We start from the raw sequence: 23,657 nt of genomic DNA, 5'->3' as shown, positions 1-23,657 counted from the left end.
TAACTCTTAACTCTTAACTGCTAGCTTTTAGCTCTTGGGACTTAAATCTAGCTAAGTCTAAACACCAATTTCTGAGCACTAGCGAGTGACGCGCATCGACAAGTCACTCGTCCCATCAAGATCTTGTCTACAAAATTGTTAGAACATGAGCATTTTCAATCATTTCCGATATAATTATAGAAAATGCCTAATATTTAAATACGTATGAATTTGAAAAAACTCTTCATTTTAGCTTTTGTTAGCGTCTTCTCAGGTTGTGCCGTCTACGCGGGTTTAAACTTCGACGAACTGTTTGGTGAACAACAAGTACGCGATCGCCAAGCACCTATTCTTTCAGCTCAAGCGCAGCACTTCATTGACGAAGTAAAGCCCATCATTGATAACCGATGCGTGGTTTGTCACGCTTGTTATGACGCCCCTTGCCAACTCAAAATGTCTTCAGTGGAAGGTATAGACCGAGGCGCGAGCAAGGCACTCGTTTATCAAGGCACCCGCTTAACGGCATCAGCCCCTACTCGCTTGTTTGAAGATGCGTTAACCACGCAAGAGTGGCGCGATGCGGATTTTCATCCTGTCCTCAATGAGCGTATGCAGAACTCAACGGCTAACCTCGATGCTGGTCTTGTTTCTCGTATGTTGATCCAGAAAGAGAATCACCCTCTGCCCGATCAAACCCAGCTTGAAGGTTTCGACTTTTCAATCGCTCGCGACCAACAGTGCCCAACCATTGAAGAATACGCTCAATACGAGAGAGATTACCCAACTTGGGGAATGCCTTATGGGATGCCAAACTTAGACAAAACCGAATACGCGACTTTAATGAGTTGGTTGGAAAATGGCGCGTTAATGAACGACCACATTCCATTGACTGATGCAGAACAAGAGCTCGTTAATGTCTACGAAAGCTTTTTAAACAAGAGCGACAATAAGAGTCAACTTTCAGCACGTTACATCTACGAGCACCTGTTTTTATCTCATGTCTATTTTTCTGATTTAGCTCAGCCAACACGCTTCTTCACTGTTGTTCGCTCTGCAACACCACCAGGTGAAGCGGTACAGCGCATCACGACTCGTCGCCCTTATGACGATCCAAAAGTAGACCGTGTTTACTACCGTCTGATTCCAGAACAAGGCACTATCGTCGACAAAACGCACATGCCTTTCGCACTTAATAAAGAGCGTCTACAAAAGTGGAATACCTGGTTTGTCGACGTAAATTACGAAGTAAAACAACTACCTAGTTACGACATCGATGTTTCAGCAAACCCAATGACATCATTTGAAGCGCTGCCAGTAAACTCGCGCTTCAACTTCATGTTAGATAACGCGCAAAACACCATCATGGCCTACATCAAAGGACCTGTGTGTCGTGGTCAACTTGCCTTGAACGTAATTAACGACCGTTTTTGGGTTTTCTTCATCGACCCAGAGAAAGCCGATGTTCCGGAAATCAACGCCTTCTACGCAAGTCAAAAGAAAAATTTAAAGCTACCTAGCGAACTAAAAAGTAACACCGTACCTGTGACCAACTGGGTAAGATACGCAAAGCAACAAGCGCAATACCTAAACGCGAAATCAGACTTCACTAACCAATGGTTCGAGAGTGGCGTCCACCTAGACACTGGCATCATTTGGGATGGCGATGGCATCAACCCGAATGCTGCTCTCACCGTCTTTAGGCACTTCGATAGCGCCTCTGTTGTACAAGGGTTAGTTGGCACGCAACCTAAGACTGCGTGGATTCTTGATTATGCTCTTCTAGAGCGTATTCATTATCTTCTCGTTGCAGGCTTCGATGTTTACGGCAACTTTGGCCACCAGCTGATTACACGCATGTTCATGGACTTCTTGCGTCTTGAAGGTGAGAGTAACTTCTTAAGCCTTCTTCCTAAAGACGTTCGTCACATTGAACACTCTAGTTGGTACCAGAACCAAAGCGCACAACTGAGTGACTATTTGCAGCGAAACATTGCACCTTTTGATCAGCCGACCAGCGTGGTTTACAAAACGGCGGATCCGAAACACGAACTGCTTGATATGATCAAAGATAAGCTCGCACCTGTTCTCGATAATCGCTTTGAGATTGTTGAAACAGGTTTTGGTAGGAAGAATGAAGCACTGCTTAACCAAGTGAATTTGATAAAGGGCGAAGGCCTGCGTCATGTGCCTCAATTAGTGATGATCATGATTGAAGGCGAAAACGGCGAAGAGCAACTGTTCACCATGATTCACAATAACGCGCACAGCAACATTTCTAGCTTGTTTAATGAAGAAGGTAACCGTGATTACGCCAATGATGACCTTACCCTCGTACGAGGCGTTGTCGGTAGCTACCCTGCGGCTTACCTATCATTAACCGAGAGCGAGATTCCTACTCTGGTTAAAACGCTGCAAAACTTAAGCACAGAAGAAGACTACGTGGCGCTGCTAGATAAGTTTGCGGTACGACGCAGTTCTAGCGAGTTCTGGCCATTCAGTGATCGCGTGCATCGTTGGTATCAACAAGACCAACCGATCGAGTTCGGATTGTTGGATTACAACCGCTTCGAGAACCGTTAGTTTTCACTCATAAAGCATAAAAGCAAAAATCCTCTGTCTTGGCAGAGGATTTTTTGTATATGAGAAAGTATCTTAAGTGCTATTGAGAAGCGACGAGTTCTCTATATTGAATCCGATGCTTCCGGTTGGTGTAGCTCATCAAAAAACGCACGCGCGGCGGGGGAAAGGGAATCTACAGGTTGCTTCAACACCACATAAAACTGACTCTTAAGGCTCCACTTCTCGGGCTGAAGCGGAATCAAGGCTTGGTCATAATGGCCACGGTCGATTAAATGAGACGGTAAAAAACTCAGGTGTGTGCCCGCCAAGGTTAAAATTACACCCGACTCGACATGCCAGCCATCAAAAGGCTTTACGGAATCGTACTGCTCAATATTCAGTAATCGGAACATCTCATCTTTGGCATAGCCGCCCATGTTGATACGACAGCCATCCAATGAGAAATCCTTGTCCATGATCTTCTCAGCCAGATCCTTACGCGCATACAGATAACTGTGCTCTTCAAAAAGTGGGTATTTATGTTGAAACGCTGATTTTTGATGTGACCCTAGAACCACTATCATCATATCAATCTGGTTCTTTGCTAACTTCTCATTCAACTGGGTGAAATCCCCGACATCAACACTCACCTCAACACTGTTACTGCGTTGGTAAAACGTCTCGATCGCTTTGGGAAGTGGGTTATAAGGCAAAGTGACGGTGTTATCCAAACATCCAATTCGCACATGCCCAGAGAGTTCCGTCTGTACACCTCGTAACTTATAAGCGAAGTCGGTTAAGGTCGATTTTAGTTGGTTCGCATATTTATACACTTGCTCACCTTCATGAGTCAGCTTAAAACCACGTCGACCACGTTGGCATAATGTTAATTCTAAGCTTTTTTCCAAGGCAATAAGCTGATTACTCAGCACTGGTTGACTAATCCCAGTGCTTGCGACCGCCTGATTGATGCCTCCTTGTTCAACAATTTCACAAAAAAGCTCTAATCTACGTAGGTCTCTTTTATCTAACTTATTGTTTGGATTCACTTTGCCACTCACATTTGTTTTTTGTTATGTTTACATCTGATTATATTCATTTATTAACAATAAATACATCAGTATGCTTTATTCACACTTATGGAATAACAATGCATGGATGGCACTATGGCGGCAGAAGCTTACGTGAATAAACCCGAAGCAACACACAGCCACAAAAAGATAGATGACTTCGAGTTGGAACCCGTTCCCGAGAAGGCCAAACGATCTTGGTGGGTCATCAGCCTTATTTGGTTGGCAATCGGCATCGACATTTCGGGACTGTTTCTCGGCTCGATTCTAAGCAGCGGTATTGGTTTTGAAGACGCACTGCTTGCCACGTTTATTGGTTCAGGCTTATTGGCGATCATCGCGATGCTGTGTGCCAACATTGGCTTTCAAGCTGGCGTGTCTACCCCGCTGGTGAGCAGCGCGGTATTTGGCCGTAACGGCGGTAAAATTCTTGGCTTCATCAACGGCATCTCATTAGTCGGCTGGTTCGCATTCCAGGCTGATTTCTTCGCTTTCATCATGGTCGATGCACTGGCGAAATACGACATCATAATTTCACACCTCACCGCTCTTATTGGCGGCAGTGTGTTAATGATGATGACGGCTATCTATGGCGTTCGTGCTTTAGGCAAACTCAGTACCTATTCTGTTCCATTGATGGTGACGTTGATTACCATCGGTTTGTTTATGGCTGCTGATTATCAAGGTGGCGCAGCGCCATCGATTGAAGATCCTTTGACGCTTGGCCAAGCCATCTCTTTTGTTATGTCTATCTGGATTCTAGCTGCGGTTGCTGCACCTGATATTGCTCGCTACGCCAAAACACGCCGTGATGCGATTTTAGGAGCGGGTATCGGTTTCCTCGTCGGCAACAGTGCCATCATTCTTATCGCATTGATCTTGACCAAAATGACCGGCACCGACGACCTAGTTGAGGTCTTCTTCACCTTAGGTTTAGGCATGGCAGCTATCATCGTGCTGGTGTTCGCACAATGGACGACCAACAGTAGCAACCTGACCTCTGGCGGCTTATGCATGTCGATGGTTCTACCTAAGATTCCGCGCCCTGTTCTGGTTGTGATCATGACCATCGTCGGCATTGGCATTGCTCAACTCGGCATGGTGAACAAGTTTACCGACTTCTTAATGCTACTCAGCGTAACCATTGCGCCTGCTGCGGGTGTCTACATCGTTCAATATTATGTTTTAGATTCGACAAAAATGAGCTTTGAGAACATCCAACAAGTTCCAGCTTGGATGTTTAAAGGCTTGGCTTCTTGGGCATTTGGTACTGCATTCAGCGCTTGTACTGCACCAGAGTTTTTCAACCTGTTTTCGTTCACCAGCATCTCGGCGTTAGACGGCATTCTTGCCGCTGGTGTGATTTACCTCGCCCTAATGAAGCTTTCTCCTTCAAGTGATAAGGAATAGTAGTTGTGATTATTACTGAACAAATGATTGATGATATCGCGCTGGGTGCGACGGTATTAGGTACTGGCGGCGGCGGTGACCCATACAGCGGTGCCTTGATGGCGAAAGTAGCCATTGCAACGGCAAAGCACCCTGTACGCATGATTCCTTTAGAAGACGTGCAAGACGATTGGATGACAGTGCCCTCTTCAATGATTGGCGCACCAACCGTCGCAGTAGAGAAACTCAATTCGAAAGATCAAATGTTGATTGCTTTCGAAGCGATGGAAAAAGCGCTCGGCACTGAAGTGGCGGCAACGTTTCCTATCGAAGTAGGCGGCTTCAATTCATTGATTCCAATTCTCGTTGCAGCACAAAAGAGCATTCCTGTGATCGATTGTGATGCGATGGGACGTGCGTTCCCAGAAGCTCAGATGGTGACCTTCTTTCTTGATGGTCTCCCTTCTGCTCCAAACACATTGGCCGATGAGCGTGGCAATGTCGTCACACTTTACCCAATTGACGGTATTTGGTCTGAAAGGTTTGCTAGACCGATCACCGAACAGATGGGCGGTTCTGCAGCAATGTGCGATTACCCAATGAACGGTAAGAACCTAAAACGTAGCGCACTGCCCGCAACACTGACCCAAGCAATGAAGATTGGTGAAGCGATTAGACTGGCAAACGACAACAATCAAAGTGGCACACAGGCCGTATTAGACATTGTCGGCGGCCATACCATCATCAGTGGCAAGATTGTTGATATTCAACGTGAAACCGATGGTGGCTTTGCAACAGGTGGTGTCGTAATTGAAAAGCTGGCTCAGTTTGAAGATACCGGCGTAGATAACGTGTTTGTGCAGTTCCAAAACGAATTGCTTCTCGCGCACAAAGGGACAAGCCGCGCAGACATGAACCAAGATAATCTGCTGGCATCAACACCGGATCTTATTTCGATCTTGGACCATGAAACCGGTAAGCCAATCACAACCGAACAGCTTCGCTACGGACAGCGCATCGACCTTATCGCCTACCCTTGCGACCCGAAATGGCGCACAGATAAAGGCATCGAAGTCGCAGGGCCGGGTTACTTTGGCTACACAGTCGAGTATCAAACCATTGAACAACTAAAGTCTGCATTGAAGAGGTAGTCGCATGACAAACATTACGCTTGATTACTGCCGTCTTGGCATTGACGTAGGTGGCACCAATACCGATGGTGTGCTGCTCGACGCAGACTTGAATGTGATTGCTAAAGTAAAAACTGCGACCACACATGACATTTCAACCGGGATTGATAACGCGATTTCTGCACTACTAAGCCAAGCGAACATTGACGGTAAGCAAGTGAAACACGCGATGCTTGGCACCACTCAATGCACCAACGCAATCGTTGAACGAAAAGGCTTAGACAGAGTCGGCATGATTCGCTTAGCGCTTCCCAGTGGTGATAGCGTCCCGCCCCTTTGTGGTTGGAGTGAAGCGTGGCAAAACCTGCTTGGTCAGCACTTCTACCAAGCACACGGCGGCTATGAATATGACGGCCAGTTGATTGCCGACATTCAAGAGTCTGAGATCCGCGAGCTTTGCCAGAAAATGAAAGGCCAAGTGGATTCCATTGCTATCTGCGGAGTGTTCTCTCCCGTCAACGGCGACCAGGAGCTTCAAGCAGCAGAATGGATTCAACAAGAACTTCCGGGCGTGAACCTATCGTTATCCCATAAAGTGGGCAGTTTAGGGCTTTTAGAGCGTGAGAACGCCACTATCCTCAATGCGGCTCTGCAAGGGACAGCAAAACGATTCGTTGACGGCTTTTGCAGTGCACTCATCAATCATGAAATCCACACCACGCCTTATTTCGGTCAGAACGACGGAACACTGATGTCACAGCAGTTCGCATTGATGTACCCGATTCTTACCGTGGCTTGTGGGCCAACAAACTCGATTCGTGGAGCGAGTCACTTAACTAAGTTAAAAGACGCGATTGTGGTCGATGTGGGCGGCACTACGTCTGATATCGGCGTACTGACTCACGGCTACCCAAGAGAATCGAGCTTAGCAGTAGAAATCGGTGAAGTGAGAACCAACTTCCGTATGCCTGATATTTTGGCGTTAGCCATTGGTGGTGGTACCAAGGTTCGCTTTGAACAGCAGCGTATAGAGCTAGGCCCAGAAAGTGTTGGCCATACCTTGACGCAAACGGCGCGTAGCTTTGGTGGTGATGAACTTACGCTCACCGATATTGCACTCAAAACAGGACAAATGCAGTGGCAGGCAGAACATCAACTGAGTGATGAGATTGGTGTTTCAGCCGAACAAGCAAGCAAGATTTATCAACAAATGGTCACGGATGTTGAAGAAGGCATCGATAAGATGAAGACCTCTGCGGCGAGTGTACCCGTAATCATGGTTGGTGGTGGTAGTGCCCTATTCCCAGATCATTTTGAAGGTGTGAGCCAAGTGGTTCGTCCTGAGCACTTTGAAGTGGCTAATGCGATTGGTGTTGCGTTGGGTGAAATATCAGGTCAATTCGATAAGATCGTACCGATTGACCCAGCATCACGTGAAGAGACCTTAAAGGGCTTGGAAGCGCAATCAAAGCAACTCGCGATTGAAGCTGGCGCATGCAGCGATAATGTCGCGATCATTGAACGCAGGGAGATTCCATTAAGCTACCTACAAGGCAATATGGTTCACGTTAAGATCAAAGCTGCTGGACATATCAAGATGGCTTAGAGCCGTTCCTTGAAAGCCTTACTTAGATTCTTATTCGACAATAAAAAAGCAGGTCACTTCTTCATATTAAAACGGAGAAATAGCCTGCTTTTTGTTTTCTGTTCTTATTTTGGGGCTTTCCGCCCAATAGCCACTCTATAGTTGCTCTCGGAGCGCTGCTAACGAGTCTTTCACCAATTCAGGTAATGAGTCTGCATTATCGCGATATTGAAGTAATGGATCCTCGCTCGCTTCAATGCTCTGGCATAAAGCAAACAGTGCAGATAATCCTAGGCTGCCGGCAGACCCTTTCAGTTTATGAGCTAAAGACTTAATTTCACGAGCGTTGTCAGCGGCACTTGCCACAATCAGTTCATCGAGAGTGACTTGGCTGCTTTGGTCAAACAACCCAACAATCTGCACTATTTTTTCTCGACCGAGAATGGCCAAGTCGTCTTTGATAATCTTAGGGTTAATCATCTGCACAATCGGTTCTCCTTGATTATGTTCCGCGTCTTGGTTTGCTCGTTGTGTCGAGCTTGCAAATGCCAATGCTGATAAGTCTAGCTCGGTTTCCTGAGGTTTAGAGTTTAGCTGACAGCAAACAGCATCTGACGGATCCGGCTGAGGCAGCAACAGCGTGTGACCGTCCAACTGCTCAACAATCAATTCCGATAATGCTTCCTTCTCTAACGGCTTAGGTAAGAATCCATCAAAGCCAGACGACAAATAGCTTTCCACTTCTTCGTTAAACACATGAGCCGATACTGCGATCATTGGGGGTACTTTTCGAATTACGTCTTCTTCACTTTTATGCTGAAGCGCATCGTCTTTGAGTTGTTGAATTAACTCGACGCCATCGCAGTCGGGTAAGTTAATGTCCACCAGCGCAATATCGAACTCTTGCTCACTGAATATGGCTCTCGCTTCTTGTCCGGTTGTCGCAATCACAACCTCGTGCCCCAAGTTATGCAAGAAGCCTTCAGCAACGATGCAGTTTACGGGGTTATCTTCAATCAGAAGTACTTTAGCTCGAATACACGCTTCAATGACCGGTACTTTCGTTTCTATCTTCTCACCGGCTTCAAGTGGCAGTGAGAACCAAAACTGGCTACCCTCGCCTTCTTCAGAATGAACGCCAATATCCCCGTTCATTGCCAACATGATGCTTTTACTGATCGCTAATCCAAGCCCTGTGCCGCCGGTTTTGTTGCGACCGCTATCGGTTTGGGTAAAGGCATCAAACAGACAAGCTTGTTCGCTAGCATCAATACCGACACCTGTATCTGACACTTCAAACATCACTCGATTTTCATCTTCGATATCTAAGCTGATAAAGATATCGACCGAGCCACTTTCCGTAAACTTAATCGCGTTACCGACCAAATTATTCAAGATTTGGCTGATTCGCGTTACGTCACCACGCCAATAGCGTTGCACATCACTTTCAATATGGAAATCAAAGTTCAGCTTCTTCTCAGCGGCACGCCCTTCCATCAATTGGTAGGTATCTTGAACCATCTGATGAAGATCAAACGAAGCAGTGCGGATTTCTAAATGCCCTGCTTCAATCTTTGAGTAATCCAACACGTCATTCAAAATCGCGAGTAGGTTCTTACCGCTGCGGTTAATGATGTCTGCATAGCCGGATTGCAGCGGGTCTAACCCGGTATCTTTGAGCAATCTTGCAGTACCTAATACACCGTTCATCGGCGTTCGTATTTCATGACTCATCGTCGCAAGGAAAGCGGATTTTGCGCGGCTTGCTTGTTCTGCGGCGTTACGAGCCTTAGCGTGGTTCCCTACCTCGATGTTCAGCTTCTCATTGGTCTTTTGCAGCTGGTAGGTTCGGTCTGTGACCAACTCTTCTAAGTGTTCTTTGTGCTCTTCAAGTTCGCGTTTCGCCTTTGCTTCACCCACCGCAACCACTTGTAGCGCCTGCGCGGTGTTTCTGGCAGTGATGATCGCCTCGCCCATATGAGCCAGCTCATCATTACCCTTTACCGAGATATCAATATTCAGGCGACCTTGTGCGATAGACATCAAGGCCGATGAGTATTCAGTAAGACGTTTAACAACCGAGATATACACCACTCGCCACACGATAAATGCAACGATAACCAAACCAATAACCGAAATCACAGACAGTGACCATTGAGCCAAATTCAACGTGCTGGTCAGCTCATCAACCGCTTTTTTGGTACTGCGGTTTGAATCATCAACCAGTTGGTTAACCGTTGTATTCAGCTGAGAGAACAGCTCCAACGTATTTTGCATCAGAAACTCTGACTTTTTGGTGTTCTCATATTGTTCTAATGAAATATCGAACACGACTTGGCGTTTTCTGAGCTCTTCTAGAAGCTGAGACATCTGCGCTGAACGAGTAGGATCTTCGACCGCTTTAACTCGGCGCGCCATGATTCTTAGGTTGGATTCAAATTCTGATTGGATTTGATGAATACGCTCTACGTTGGTAACGGTTTGCGTTTCTTCAATTTGGTTAAGCATTTTGAACGCCAGCAAATGCAATTCGTGTAGGCGCTCAGACAAATCAAGGTCAACCTCTACAAGCGCATCTAAGGCTTGGTAGGCATTATCCGTTTCTTTGGTTTCTAGCAGGTCATAGATATGCGTGACGTTAGCAACCGCAATGGTAGCCGTGTTCAAAACTTGGGTTCGCGTCAACTGCTCTAGCTCTTCGGCCAATAGGCGCATCTCTTCGACACGAGACGACAACTCTTTGCTTAACCAAAGCTTACGCTCAACCGACACACCCAACTCAGCCAGTGTGTTAATAACGCTTTGAACATTGTTTTCGAGTTTATTGAGGAGCTGAGAATCGAAACTGTCGACACCAAGCTCTTTGATATGTTGAAGAAGCGACTCAAGTTGGTCAAACAGTACGGTGCCAGCCTCTTTTCTTTCAGCTTCGTTTCTCGCATTAGAAAGTGTTTGTACTGACGAAATAATACGGTTACTCAACTCAGAAACCTGACGAGCTTCGATCATGGCAGGAAGCGCCGAATCAACGACGTTTCTTTCCGTTTTGGCTACAAAGCTAAAACCAGAAACACCGATCAATGCAGACAATAGAACCAACAGTGCCATCACTAAGAATGAGGCCAGCAGCTTGCGTCCAATACTCGCTGAAGCTAACAACATAAACTCTAAACCTTAAAACGTTCTTCTTTACCCATGCAGAATACGCTATATTTTGCAGTGTTTCTTATCTAAAACCAACAAAACGGCAATTCATGCTATCTAGACCTTTCGCTTCAATAATTCTTCTCTCACTACTGGCCTCAGTGACTACTGTCGCAGGTGCTAGTGAGCCTTTGAGCCCAATAAAACCCGCCAATGCCACATCACAAAAAGAGAAAATCTGTGCCATTTATCCGCACCTCAAAGACTCTTATTGGTTGTCGGTAAACTATGGAATGATCTCTGAAGCAGAAAAGCAGCAAGTTGAGCTAAGAGTATTGGAAGCTGGCGGTTACCCCAACGTGGCCAAACAAGCCTCGCAACTGGTGCTTTGCACGCAATGGGGAGCCGATGCCATTATTTTAGGTACGGTTTCACCCGATGCGTATCATGACAATCTCAGCGATTGGGTTGGCTCGACGCCTGTGTTTGCTACGGTAAATGAGTTAACCGTCAATGAAGAACAACAGAAGGTATTAAAAGGTACGGTCGGTGTCGATTGGTACCAAATGGGATACCAAGTCGGAGATTTTTTGTCGAAACGACACCCGAAAGGATCAGGCGAAACACCTATCGCCCTGTTACTTGGCCCACAAGCGAGTGGCGGCACTAAGCCTGTGGCACTGGGGTTTTATGATGCGATCAAGTCGAGTGATATCAAAATCGCGATCAGCTATTGGGCAGATAACGATAAAGAACTGCAAAGAAACCTAGTACAACAGGTGATCGAGGAGCCGGATATCCAATATATAGTCGGAAGTGCCGTCGCGATTGAAGCAGCGATCAGTGAGCTACGAGCGGCCGATAAAACCGAAGAGATTGGGTTAATTTCGAGTTACTTAAGTCACGGAACCTACCGTGGTTTACTTCGTAACAAGGTACTTTTTGCGCCAACCGATAAAATGGTTGAGCAAGGTCGCTTGTCGGTAAAACAAGCCACGAGTTACTTACGCGGTCAACCTTACGAGCAACACAGCGCACCGATTATCGAAGCGCTGACACCTGCAACTCTCAAAGATCAAATTATCGCCGACTCATTGTCACCTTCTGAGTTTCGTCCGGTATTCAGTGTGAATCCTTAGTGCTATATTGGCTGAAGAACTCAAAACAATAAAAACGAAACAACAATTTAGGGAACATTCATGCAAAAAACGACGCGCACTATGCCAACACATAAGCATATCGCTTTGGTCGCTCATGACCACTTCAAACCTGAGCTACTAAGATGGGTCAAAGAGAACAAAGAAAAACTACAAAAGCACTTCCTTTACGCAACGGGCACGACTGGTTCTTTACTAAGTAAAGAGACAGACTTAGCAATCAAGAGCATGATCAGCGGCCCTATGGGCGGTGACCAACAACTTGGCGCGCTTATCTCTGAAGGCAAGATCGATATGCTGATTTTCTTCTGGGATCCACTTAATGCTGTACCACATGACCCAGACGTAAAAGCACTGCTTCGTATCGCAAGTGTTTGGAACATTCCTGTGGCCACTAACCGCGCTACCGCTAATTTCTTGTTTAACTCTTCACTGCTTGAAGAAGAAGTAATCATCGAGGTCCCAGACTACGAAGCGTACCTAGCTGAGCGCACGTAATCGCACGTTAAATGTGCTCTCTACTGAACAGACTAAAAAGCCTGCATTTTATCGCAGGCTTTTTTATGTCTCGTTTTCAGACATTAAACAGTTCAATCATAAAACAGTGCGAGAGTCTCTCTATTTATCGCTCCACACTGCCATCTCGTTGCCACTTGGCTCTCTGAAATGGAAACGTCTGCCGCCGGGAAAGCTAAAGATCTCACGGTTTATCTGACCACCAGCATCAATTACATCGCGCTCGGTTTGCTCAAGATCTTGGCTATAAAAAACCATCAGCGCCGCGCCATTATCCGTATTCGACGCCAGATCCGCCAAATAGAAGCCGCCCATTAAGCCTTTGCCTTCAAACGCAGAATACTCAGGGCCATAGTCTTCAAAGCTCCAACCAAACACTTGGCTGAAAAACGCCTTAGTTGCGGCGATGTCTTTCGCAGCAAATTCAATGTAGTTAATAGAGCCGTGTTCCATAGCAAATTCCTTATGCTTTATGCGTCTGCCTTGTGATATTAGGGCAGGGATTGAAGATCTAATCTTAGACAATCAAGTCAAGTAACATCACTTTTTACGAACAACTGGGTAATCAGAACCATGCAGCTCCTGCACAAAGCCAGAGCCGTCGCCACTGTGCGTGATCCATACTTTCTCTTTTGCCCGCGTCATTGCTACATAGAATAAACGACGCTCTTCAGCATAAGGGAACGCGTCTGATGATTCAGTCAATGCGCCATCAATATGCAGCTGTTTCTTCTTGGTCGGGAACTGTCCTTCGTCAACACAAAGAATAATGACAAAGTCCGCCTCTTTACCTTTACTGCCGTGGCAAGTCATGAACTTGATATCAATGGAAGTGAAGATCTTCTTCCAGTCTTCCAACAACTCTGGCTTGTGGTAATGATTACGTCCAAGTAGCAGCACCGATTTATTGGTTTTGCCTTTGGATTGACGGTTCAGTTGATCAAGAATCTTCTCAACTTCTTTACTTGGCGCACTGTACACCGCCTTCTGCTTCTGTTGCTTGAAGCTGTTCAGTTCTTTCGGAATCTGAATTGGGTTTTCTTGTACAAAGCGATTAGCCACCGCACCTAACTGATTGTTAAAGCGGTAAGTCGTATCTAGGTGATGAATGGTCGAGCTTTCAAAACGATCCTTAAAGCCCGTGGTCAAATCCACATCCGCACCTGCAAACTGGTAAATCGACTGCCAGTCATCGCCTACTGCAAAAATAGAGGCTTGATGCTCGGCTTTAGACTGATTACACAGTGCTTCAACCAAGGCAAGACGATCAGGTGAGATATCTTGGTATTCATCGATCATGATGAACTTCCAAGGTGAGATAAACTTGCCCTTCTCGACATACTGAGTCGCTCGGCTGATCATGATTGAGAAGTCGATATGATTCTGTTCTTTCAGCTCCTTTTGCCACGCGGTTACACATGGCCAACACAGTGAAAGCTCGCTGTTGAGGCGCGCATAGTCTCGGTGATCAATCAGCTGTTGCTGTACTTCTTTTTTGGTTAAACCCGACGCATTCAACTGTTCTAGCTGCTTTTCAAGCCAACCGATCAATTTGAGGTTTGAAACGTGGCTACCAAGCTCATCGTCACCGGTTAAATAAGCGATTGGCCATTTAGACAAATGCTTTTGCCAACGTTTAAAGTTGGTCGGTGTCATCCAGTGCTTCTTCAACCAATCAATGCACCATGCTTGGCGTTGGTTGTCATCGAGCGCTAAAGGAGAAATAACCACACGTTCGGGTTCAACTTGATTCAGTATCTTTAAACCCAACTGGTGGAAAGTGCTGACTTGCACCTTCTCTGCTGATAAACCAATTTTGCTGTCGAGACGTTGCTTCATCTCTTCTGCCGCTTCACGACCAAAAGCGAGCAATAGCAACTCTTCAGCTTGAGCTTGATGGCTTTGTAGTAAATACGCGACGCGAGCCGTTAGAACACTGGTTTTACCCGAGCCTGCACCCGCTAAAATAAGGTTGTGATCATCATTCATCAACACCGCATATTGCTGCGATAAGTTCAGTGGTGACGACTCACATTGCGCAAACAACACTTCCCAGTTTTTTCGCTCGGTCTCTAGCCATTGCTGGTTTCTTTCAGCTTGCTTGATTTCCGTTTCAGATAACCATGGCTGCATTCTTGCGATGCGGTTTGGCATGCGTTGTGCGGCCTCTTCTAGCGTCATTGTCATACTCTCTAAGCCTGAGTTGACCATATCAACCCAAGTGTTGACCTTAGAATGCGGTAGAAAGGCTGGTAATTGCTCAAGACGTGTTAATTCAGCTTCCCACTGAGGTACGTGTTCAGCCAATTGTTCACATTGAGTGTCGTGCCACTTCTGATAAGCACTAACTGACGCGCGTGCAAATTGACGGCATTGATCCCAAGGTAAGCCTTGTACTAACCAACTGCGCTGTGTTCCATCTTGTTGATTAGCAAAAAATTGTAGCGATCCCCAGAACAATCCGCGCTTTATCGCGATCTTGCCACTCCAAATAGTAAATGGGATACGCTCTTCACTGCCTACTGAAGATAACAGCAAGCGTGGACCATCAAGTTCAACCTGATGATATTCATTTTGAATAAAAAACTGTGCAGTCTTGTTAGCGCTTAGCTGCATTGGAGTGTGCTCTTAATTGGGAATATTGAATTTATATCATGATGCAATGAGAATTAATAATATCTCATATCTTATCGACGCTTTCATGACCACCTACGGGCAATTATGGATAAGTATCAAATTCTTGTGCTTGATTTCTGTTAGGATTATGGTTTTTAGTGTGTCAAGTGAGCGACTGTGGACTTTTCAGCCAAATTACGCCTCTATTGGGCGAATAAAACCATAAATTACAGCGTATTAATTCTCATCACTCTGCTCGGCGTGGTGGTGCCTGCTTGGTATTATGGACAAAACACACTGATCACGCCTTTGATCTTAGGCGTTATTGCTGCGGCTCTTGCGGAAAGTGATGACAGCTTTACCGGGCGCTTGAAAGCACTCACGCTGACCTTTATCTGTTTCGCCGTTGCGGCTTTCTCTATTGAGCTTCTCTTCGATACGCCTTGGCTGTTCGCGATCGGGCTTTTTGTTTCAACCTTCTCTTTTATCATTCTCGGGGCAATTGGCCCTAAATACGCGAGTATCGCGTTTGGTTCTCTCTTGGTTGCCATCTATACCATGCTTGGTGCACACGAGAGCACCAACCTTTGGTTTCAACCGCTTCTACTGTTAACTGGCGCCGCTTGGTACTACTTCATGTCGATGATTTGGCAGATAGTGTGGCCAATGCAACCCGTGCAGCAAAACTTAGCCACGGTATTCGATCAAATCGGTAACTACATCGATTCAAAAGCGGAACTCTTCTACCCCGTTTCTGACTTGATTCCCCAGCCACACCGAATCATTGAAGCCAAACTCAACGCGAGTACCGTTAACGCACTCAACATGTGTAAAGCGACGCTGCTTAATCGCTCTAAGCGCGGACACATTGACGGCCCTAGTGACCGATTTCTTAACACCTACTTCATCGCACAAGATATTCATGAACGCGTCAGCTCTAGCCACTATCGCTATCAAGAGCTAGCAAAACACTTTGAGCGCTCTGACGTGTTGTTTAGATTTAAGTATCTACTGGAAGCGCAGGCCACTGCGTGTAAAGAAGTGGCGAGCTCGTTGAAAGTTGGCGCTGAATACCAGCATGGTGACAAGTCTGTATTGGCACTCGATGAGCTGATGTCTTCGCTCAATCATCTGCACCAACAGAATAATCCTAAATGGAAATCACTGCTGAACCAGTTGGATTACTTATTCAATAACCTAGCAACCGTTGAAAAACAGCTCTCGAATATCAGCAACCCAGATGCAGAGAAGATTGAAGAAGGTGTATTGGACGATACCAACCCTCATACTTTGACGGCAATGTGGCACAAGATCAAAGCTAACTTGCACACCGATTCTATGCTATTCCGCCACGCGATTCGCATGGCGATCACTTTGACGCTGGGCTACGGGATTATCCAGGGTTTTGATATCGAACGAGGTTATTGGATTCTACTGACGACACTGTTTGTGTGTCAGCCAAACTACAGTGCAACCCGTCAAAAACTGACGGCGCGTGTCATTGGCACGGTCGCAGGCTTATTGATCGGAGTACCGTTACTGACTTTCTTCCCGTCGCAAGAGAGCCAATTAGTGTTCATTGTGATCAGTGGCGTGATGTTCTTTGCGTTTCGAATCAATAACTACGGGTTTGCGACCGGCTTTATCACACTGCTTGTGCTCTTCTGCTTTAACCAATTAGGTGAAGGCTACGCGGTAGTATTGCCAAGGTTAGCGGATACCTTTATTGGTTGTGCTCTCGCCGTGCTTGCTGTCATTTATGTGTTACCTGATTGGCAGTCGAAGCGACTGCACAAAGTGATGGCGAATGCGCTCGATTCCAATAAGAACTATCTCGCTCAGATCATCGGCCAATACCGTGTCGGTAAGAAAGATAGCCTAAACTATCGTATCGCTCGACGTAGTGCGCATAATAATGATGCAAACCTGACTGCCGCGATCAGTAGCATGTTGGTTGAACCGGGTAAGTACCGCACCTCTGAAGATGAGAGCTTCCGATTCTTAACACTCAATCATGCTCTACTTAGCTATATCTCGGCTCTGGGTGCTCACAGAACGCGTATTGATGATGAAGCGACACACAAACTGGTGCTAGATGCGCACAGAGTAATCCACCAGCATCTCGACGCTCTAAATGATCAACTCTATTCTCATAAAGAGCATTGTGAAGTGAAAAACGCTTATGACCCGGAGCTGGATAAACGTTTGAGTGAATGGCGAGAAGAAGATGAGAATTCTGTCAAAATGGTTCTACAACAGCTCCATTTGATCTATCGAATGCTTCCAGAACTGCATACCTTAGCGACCAAGTTTGCAGTTAAGGTTAAGATCGACAAGTCGTTTGAAACAGAAGCTTCTTGAGCAACAAACAAAATACCGTAAAAACAAAAAGATAACGCCAATTGCTTATCTTTTGATCATCACAAATATTTATACATTGCTTTACCCATACCCCTAATTGGGTAGAGAAATTACTTACCTACCCTTGTGCCACAAGGGTTGAAGGCGTTTTTACATTGTAGGAATTTTCTGACTTTGATTGACCAAGCCTTAACTTTTCCTAACATTTCTCGGACAAAAAACGACCACAGGAATTTATAGTTGTCTTAGTTTCAAGAAACTTCAAACATCATTTAAAATTCACTTAATCTTGTTTGATTTCCTGAATCAGTAGGCTATGCTCTAAAGAGCATATGAATTTGAACAAAGGTCACACTATGAATACACAGCAATTTGAAGCATTTAAGCAGCAAATACAGCTTCTTAGCCCACAACAATTAAAAGCACTTCAGGGTGAGATCGACGGCAACCTCGAAACAGAGAAGCCTTCTTTGCTTACTGATGAAGAGTTAAACGCGCTAAATGACCTGTTCAGTTAATAGACAGACATCACTATTTTAGCTTAAGTTCACATTTTCACCGTAAATTTCATCTGTTCACCATTGCGCTCAAAATATCGTCCGCCTAGACTCATTTCATACGTCAATAAAAGGTTCTGATATGTCGATATCTGGTATTCAATCTGGTTACGCCATTATTCAGCAATCCACCAACATGGCTGAAGAAGCCGCAATCGAGCTCAACCAAGCCTCCAAACACGCTCTAGAATCCGACGACACTTTCGAAGCTAGCGATCTCAGCTTTAATCAAATAGAGCCTGAACAAGCCATTTCCTTTAAAGACAAAGAACCTGAACCTGCTTCATCTTCAACCGATTCCTTGATTAAACTGACACAAAGCGCAAGTTATAACCGCGTTGGTGCAAGTGTGGTTGATCGTCAAAACGAAGCCATCGGTAGCCTTCTCGACATTCATATCTAAATTTCGCTCAAATACAGCCTATATTTCGCGAAACTTCGCTGCTTTTTGCTTCAACAACCACACAAACTGTAACTCATTATATCAGGCGCTTGTTTCTGGTTTATTACTCGGTAGAATCAGCGCAAACCAATTTGCTGCACAAACTTTACTTCATACTATTTATGCCAAAACTAAATCTGCATCGCCGTGACTATGTTTCTATTTTAGGAGGCGACATCTCCGCAGACGAATTAGAAAAAAAGCTTCAGCCTCATTTTGAAAAGCCAGTAAATAAGCTGACACCTAGCCCCTACCTGACAGAAAAGAATCTCACACGTCGCTGGACAGCGCTCGATAATGCAGATTCACAGCAAGAACTGCTCGACCCTCATACACAAAGCCAGATCCAAGCTTATGAGAAAAACATTGAGCACTTTATTGGCACCGTTAAAGTCCCTGTGGGAATATCTGGCCCTTTAAGAGTCAATGGCCTATTTGCTACGGGCGATTACCTCGTACCACTCGCGACCACAGAAGCTGCGCTTGTCGCGTCTTATAACCGTGGTTCTAAGCTGATTACGGCTTGTGGTGGCGCAAGTGCTATGTTGCTCAATGAAGGCGTAACACGTACTCCTGGCTTTGCATTTCAAGGATTAGTTGAAGCCGGACAGTTTGTGGCTTGGGCTGTGACTCAGTATGACCAGTTCAAGATCTTGGCAGAATCAACAACATCACACGGCAAGCTGACCGACATTAATATCAACATCGAAGGTAACCATGTTTACTTGGTGTTCGAATTTCTAACCGGAGACGCTTCTGGTCAGAATATGGTGACCATCGCAACCAATGCCGTGTTTGAGTACATCATCGAAAATACGCCAGTTAAGCCTGACCACGCTTTCCTTGATGGCAACTTGTCAGGCGATAAGAAAGCCAATACCCAAACCTTGCGCAGCGTTCGTGGCAAAAAGGTAACTGCTGAGGTTAATATCCCTGCAGAGCTTGTCGCGAAGTACCTACACACGACACCAGAGAAGATGGTCCAGTTTGGCCAAATGACCACAGTCGGTGGCGCTTTGAGTGGTACTATCGGTATCAATGCCCATTATGCGAATGCGTTGGCGGCACTCTATATCGCTTGTGGCCAAGACGCGGCCTGTGTCGCAGAGTCAGCGATTGGTATGACGCGTATGGAACTCAACAAAGAAGGCGGTTTATACGCGAGCGTCACACTGCCTAACTTAATGGTTGGGACTGTCGGCGGTGGTACCGGCTTGCCAAGTCAAAAAGCCTGTTTAGATTTACTTGGGCTGCATGGTAACGGTAAATCACAAGCACTCGCTGAAGTTTGTGCTGTACTGTGTTTAGCGGGTGAACTATCGATTGTGGGCGCATTTTGCGCAGGCCACTTTTCAAGAGCGCACCATAAGCTAGCTCGTAAATAACCTTTATCCAATTTGGCTTGTTCGGTTTTGTCGTTCATGCAAAATCACAAGCCAACCTGAATGCGTGAGTCATAAATGGATTACTTACACTTATCTAGGGTGAGCCTTAAGCACCTCACTGCGCTGCATATTATGCTGAACACTCACAGCGTCACTCAGACCTCAGAGCAACTCTGTGTCAGCCCTTCGAGTGTAAGCAAAACCCTGTCTCAGTTGCGTGACATCCTGAATGATGAGCTTTTCTATCGAGATGGTACCAAGCTTATCCCGACTCCCTTTGCTCTGAAGATAGCGCCCACTGTTCACGCAATTCTTTCAAGCATGAATGGACTGCTTCATCAAAAGAGTTTTACCCCTCAAGAGTACCAAGGCAGTTTTTCACTTTCGATGCGTGAAAGTACTTTCGAAGTATTTGCCTCAAAGATAAGTAAAATTACCACTGAGCTCGCGCCAAGCGCGAAGCTCAACATCTATTCGAAACAACAGCTCGGCTTCGATGCTTTACTCAGTGGCAAGGTCAATTTGATCTTGTTGCCTCATGATATATCTCAGCCGCCGACCGATAACAAAGAGCTGGTTTGGGAAACAATTCTTCCAGACGAAATGGTTTGTTTGATGGGCGCAGATCACCCTCTTGCTCAACAAGAACTGACAATTGAAGGCTACTTAGATTACAAGCACATTGGGATTTTAGATAACGAACTGTCTCAGCCTTACTTTGAGCAAAACTTAGTTCAATGTCATAAGCCAAGAGAGATGGCGATATCGGTCGCGGACTTCGGCGCTGCGGCTGTGTTGTGTCACCACACGCCTTTCCTGTTCACTTGCTCTAAACAGTGGGCTGAGCGTGCTAAGCAAGCTCAGGGCTTAGTGAGCAAGCCCTTGCCTTTTGATTACGGTAAGGTGGCGTATAGCTTAGTGTGGAACAAGCCCAACATGAATGATCAAGCGATCAAGTGGTTGTGTGACCTGTTTTTAGAAGCTTAATATTTTTAGAGACTTAGTATCTTTAGAAAGTTAACGTTCTTAGAAGCCTGATTGACTGCCTAAGAAATCTAAAGACTAGGTATAAACCTCAGGAGTTTGCATCGGTCTTTGAACTATGGTGTAGAGCTTATCGTGAAAGCTCTGCATCTGTTTTTCGGTGCATTTCGGCCAATCTAACGCGTCGCCAATGACACCATGATGCTGAAACGCATTGAGTCGAATTCGAACATCACTTGGTAGAGTCTTCAAGTAACGCCCCACTTGTTCAATTTCGTCCTCAAGATCGCTTTTATTTGGGATATGTAGCAACCTAACTTCGTGCAGTTTTCCTTTATCTGCTAAGTAGTTAATGGTTTCAAACACCCTATGATTACCTCTACCCACTAACCATTGATGTGTTTCCGATTGCCATGATTTTAGGTCAATCATCGCGCCATCAAGATAAGGCAACACCTTGTCCCACCCTTGAAGTGACAGCGAACCATTACTATCAATAAAACACGTGAGATGCGCTAACTGTGGATCACGTTTAATCGCTTGAAACAGCTCTATGATAAACGGCAACTGCATGGTCGCTTCACCGCCAGAAACGGTAATGCCACTCAAGAAAAACTGATTATGCCTGACAAGCTCCAGAACCTCTGAGACCGTCATTGTGGTAATTTTCGGGCTCGACTTATGGTCGCAGATATCGACGCACTGATCGCAGTTGGTACACGCGACCGGATCCCACTTCACCTTACCATCTACAGAGCTTAATGCGCCGCTTGGACACCCACTTATGCAGTCTCCACAATGGTTACAGTGATTAATAGTGTGTGGGTTATGGCAGGTTATACAATCGAAATTGCACCCTTGTAGAAACAGCACTAGGCGATTTCCCGGTCCATCAACACAAGAAAAGGTCAGCACACGGCTGACCTTCGCTTGTTTTTCTGTCTTATTATTTTTAACCCTAGCCATTTGAGTTGTTAGATCAGAAATTTTCATAATTCACATTGTTCGTATTCGAAACGCACCATACACATAACGCACGCACGTTAAAGCTATTCGTATGTCGGCGACATCTCTAAACTCGCCACGCGTGGTTTACGCTCTAATATGCCCGTGTTCTTCGCAGCTTCGGCACCTAAAAAGGTGGTATTGGTGCGTGAGCCTTGCTCGTCATATTTGACAATGTCAGATAGCTTAATCATGTAACCCGTGACACGAACCAAATCATTTGATGCAACGTTAGCCGTGAACTCTCGGTAACCCGCTTGAATCGCGCCTTTACACAGGTTAAACATCGCTTCAGGGTTAGATTTCACTGTTTCGTCGATGGTCAGAATGTCACTGATGCCCGAGGTGTAGAACTTATGGTGACCCGCGGTTGCACGAACGTAAGAGACAGGATCCGGTTCGGTACCATAAGGAATACGGACACCCGGCGTCACATCTTCATCTAAGCTAATACCGCCTTGAGCATGCAGCAGAGCTTTACCTTCTAATCCATATTTCACTTCAGAGCGTTCAACGATCTCAGCCAGCTTTTCAGAGATACGATGACCAAGCTGATTCGCCAGTTCATCGTGACCATAACGCCCTGCTTGACCTTCTTTCTCCAACAAGATGTTGACTGCTTCCGCCATGCCGTAAATACCAAACATTGGCGCAAAGCGATCCTCTTCGATCAAACCTTCTTTGGTTAAGAAGCCTTCGAAGAAGTTAGACTCTTCATGCAAGAAGCGGCTTCGAACGTTCATCAACTCAACCATGATGCCACTGTAGTTCGGCAATACTTGTTGTAAGAAATCAGCACTGTCCTCAGACTTCAACGCCACTTGCTTAAGGTTCATACGCACCAAGGTGTTTGAACCACCCGCTAACGGCAGAGAGTTGTAGCAGCTCACAATACCAAAACGCTTATCGCCGTAAGCCTCGGCATGCGCTGGATAGTTTGCAATATGTGGTTTACTGCATTCACAGATGTTGCTCGCCGCATGACGAAGTAGATCATCAGGTGTCACGGCTGGGTCGTACATAAAGGTTAAGTTTGGCGCGATTTGCTTCAATTCAGCGTCTACACGTAAAATCGTACGGCAGATAATGTTGTCTGTCGGGCCGATATTCACATGCATAAAGGCGTCTGGCAGTGTGCGATCCAACATGATCCAGAACAGCTTAATCTTTTGGTATACCTGCTCTTCTGTTAAGTCGCCCACGAAAGGCATCAACACATCATCCAACTGACCTAGGTAAACCGGAATTGAAGTGACAGACGGAACATGGTGGTAAAGGATGGTAAGCATGTTCAATGCTTCATCGAAGTTGGTTGCCGCGCTAAGCTCTAAATACTCTGAGCCTTGATGTAAGTATTTAGAATAATCTGGAAGTACATAGCGCGGCTTAAATGGGGCGTGCCCTTCAAACATGTCACACAGCACACCTTGTTGTAAGGCTTGCTCTACTTCTTTGCTTACCGGCATATACGGTAAGCTGGCTTCAGCTTCTAAGGCAAGATAGCTCGACTTCTGTTTTGGTGACAGGTTGGCATCTGAAATGATATTGCTAAAGCGTTGTTGTTGCTCTGAAAGTGGTGAAGAAGTAGATGACGCAGATTGGTGGCTCATGATTAAACCCTTAGTGTTGTTATGGGCTTATTTTATATCTCACCGTTATATTTCCACTAATGAAATGTATGCAAGACTACATTTCCAAAATGGAAATAAATAATTTGTAAATTAGCGGTGTTGAGTTTTCTATGAGCGAGATGAGAAACAGAGAAATAGAGAAATAGA

The 23,657-nt window shown here is 45.7% G+C and carries 17 protein-coding genes; 11 read left to right on the top strand and 6 right to left on the bottom strand.

Going from position 1 to position 23,657, the window contains the following annotated elements; all coding sequences use genetic code 11:
* Positions 1–204: 204 nt before the first annotated feature.
* Complete coding sequence (locus AB4323_RS14080) at positions 205–2,559, top strand: fatty acid cis/trans isomerase (protein WP_372152748.1); 2,355 nt, start codon at positions 205–207, stop codon at positions 2,557–2,559.
* A gap of 101 nt (positions 2,560–2,660) precedes the next feature.
* Here the strand turns inward: AB4323_RS14080 and AB4323_RS14075 are convergent, their stop codons facing one another.
* Entirely contained in the window at positions 2,661–3,599 is a 939-nt protein-coding gene (locus AB4323_RS14075; protein WP_017071124.1) for a LysR family transcriptional regulator, read from the bottom strand.
* Positions 3,600–3,692: 93 nt separating this feature from the next.
* On the opposite strand from AB4323_RS14075, the gene AB4323_RS14070 reads away from it, so the two are divergent.
* Genes AB4323_RS14070 through AB4323_RS14060 form a run of 3 tightly spaced genes read left to right on the top strand, consistent with a single transcriptional unit; the run spans position 3,693 to position 7,733 of the window.
* Positions 3,693–5,018: a cytosine permease gene (locus tag AB4323_RS14070; RefSeq protein ID WP_017064775.1), complete on the top strand. Its 1,326-nt coding sequence runs from the start codon at positions 3,693–3,695 to the stop codon at positions 5,016–5,018.
* Positions 5,019–5,023: 5 nt separating this feature from the next.
* Entirely contained in the window at positions 5,024–6,148 is a 1,125-nt protein-coding gene (locus AB4323_RS14065) for a DUF917 domain-containing protein (protein ID WP_372152747.1), read from the top strand.
* A 4-nt stretch (positions 6,149–6,152) separates the two neighbouring features.
* On the top strand, positions 6,153–7,733 hold the full coding sequence (locus AB4323_RS14060) for a hydantoinase/oxoprolinase N-terminal domain-containing protein (protein ID WP_372152745.1): 1,581 nt from the start codon (positions 6,153–6,155) through the stop codon (positions 7,731–7,733).
* A gap of 135 nt (positions 7,734–7,868) precedes the next feature.
* Here AB4323_RS14060 and torS read toward each other — a convergent pair whose 3' ends face one another.
* On the bottom strand, positions 7,869–10,874 hold the full coding sequence (torS, locus tag AB4323_RS14055) for a TMAO reductase system sensor histidine kinase/response regulator TorS (RefSeq protein ID WP_372152744.1): 3,006 nt from the start codon (positions 10,872–10,874) through the stop codon (positions 7,869–7,871).
* Positions 10,875–10,966: 92 nt separating this feature from the next.
* On the opposite strand from torS, the gene torT reads away from it, so the two are divergent.
* Positions 10,967–11,995 (top strand): TMAO reductase system periplasmic protein TorT, encoded by a 1,029-nt coding sequence (torT, locus tag AB4323_RS14050; protein WP_029235253.1) that lies wholly within the window; start codon positions 10,967–10,969, stop codon positions 11,993–11,995.
* A 60-nt stretch (positions 11,996–12,055) separates the two neighbouring features.
* Positions 12,056–12,511, top strand: coding sequence for a methylglyoxal synthase (locus tag AB4323_RS14045; protein ID WP_372152742.1), 456 nt, complete (start codon positions 12,056–12,058; stop codon positions 12,509–12,511).
* Positions 12,512–12,631: 120 nt separating this feature from the next.
* On the opposite strand, the gene AB4323_RS14040 is transcribed toward AB4323_RS14045, so the two are convergent.
* The gene (locus tag AB4323_RS14040; RefSeq protein WP_017071128.1) at positions 12,632–12,982 is read right to left on the bottom strand and encodes a VOC family protein; all 351 of its coding nucleotides are present in this window, start codon (positions 12,980–12,982) and stop codon (positions 12,632–12,634) included.
* Between the two features lie 87 nt (positions 12,983–13,069).
* On the bottom strand, positions 13,070–15,145 hold the full coding sequence (gene helD, locus AB4323_RS14035; protein WP_017067022.1) for a DNA helicase IV: 2,076 nt from the start codon (positions 15,143–15,145) through the stop codon (positions 13,070–13,072).
* A 177-nt stretch (positions 15,146–15,322) separates the two neighbouring features.
* On the opposite strand from helD, the gene yccS reads away from it, so the two are divergent.
* The 5 genes from yccS (at position 15,323) to AB4323_RS14010 (ending at position 20,877) form a co-directional block, all read left to right on the top strand.
* Positions 15,323–17,506, top strand: coding sequence for a YccS family putative transporter (gene yccS, locus AB4323_RS14030; protein WP_017067021.1), 2,184 nt, complete (start codon positions 15,323–15,325; stop codon positions 17,504–17,506).
* 332 nt (positions 17,507–17,838) lie between these two features.
* Positions 17,839–18,024, top strand: a complete 186-nt coding sequence (locus AB4323_RS14025; protein ID WP_017064780.1) for a hypothetical protein — start codon at positions 17,839–17,841, stop codon at positions 18,022–18,024.
* A 121-nt stretch (positions 18,025–18,145) separates the two neighbouring features.
* Entirely contained in the window at positions 18,146–18,466 is a 321-nt protein-coding gene (locus AB4323_RS14020; RefSeq protein WP_017060893.1) for a hypothetical protein, read from the top strand.
* Positions 18,467–18,627: 161 nt separating this feature from the next.
* Positions 18,628–19,890, top strand: a complete 1,263-nt coding sequence (locus AB4323_RS14015; protein WP_372152740.1) for a hydroxymethylglutaryl-CoA reductase — start codon at positions 18,628–18,630, stop codon at positions 19,888–19,890.
* Positions 19,891–19,965: 75 nt separating this feature from the next.
* Positions 19,966–20,877, top strand: coding sequence for a LysR family transcriptional regulator (locus tag AB4323_RS14010; RefSeq protein WP_372103243.1), 912 nt, complete (start codon positions 19,966–19,968; stop codon positions 20,875–20,877).
* A 75-nt stretch (positions 20,878–20,952) separates the two neighbouring features.
* Here the strand turns inward: AB4323_RS14010 and AB4323_RS14005 are convergent, their stop codons facing one another.
* Positions 20,953–21,867, bottom strand: a complete 915-nt coding sequence (locus AB4323_RS14005; RefSeq protein ID WP_372103245.1) for a YjjW family glycine radical enzyme activase — start codon at positions 21,865–21,867, stop codon at positions 20,953–20,955.
* Between the two features lie 56 nt (positions 21,868–21,923).
* Positions 21,924–23,489 (bottom strand): YjjI family glycine radical enzyme, encoded by a 1,566-nt coding sequence (locus AB4323_RS14000; RefSeq protein WP_372152738.1) that lies wholly within the window; start codon positions 23,487–23,489, stop codon positions 21,924–21,926.
* Positions 23,490–23,657 lie beyond the last annotated feature (168 nt).

It is taken from the genome of Vibrio sp. 10N.261.52.C11 (genome assembly GCF_041471405.1).
Classification (GTDB): Bacteria; Pseudomonadota; Gammaproteobacteria; order Enterobacterales; family Vibrionaceae; genus Vibrio; species Vibrio crassostreae_C.
The sequence above is the reverse complement of the archived record's forward strand: the minus strand, read 5'-3'. Positions and strand labels throughout refer to the sequence as shown.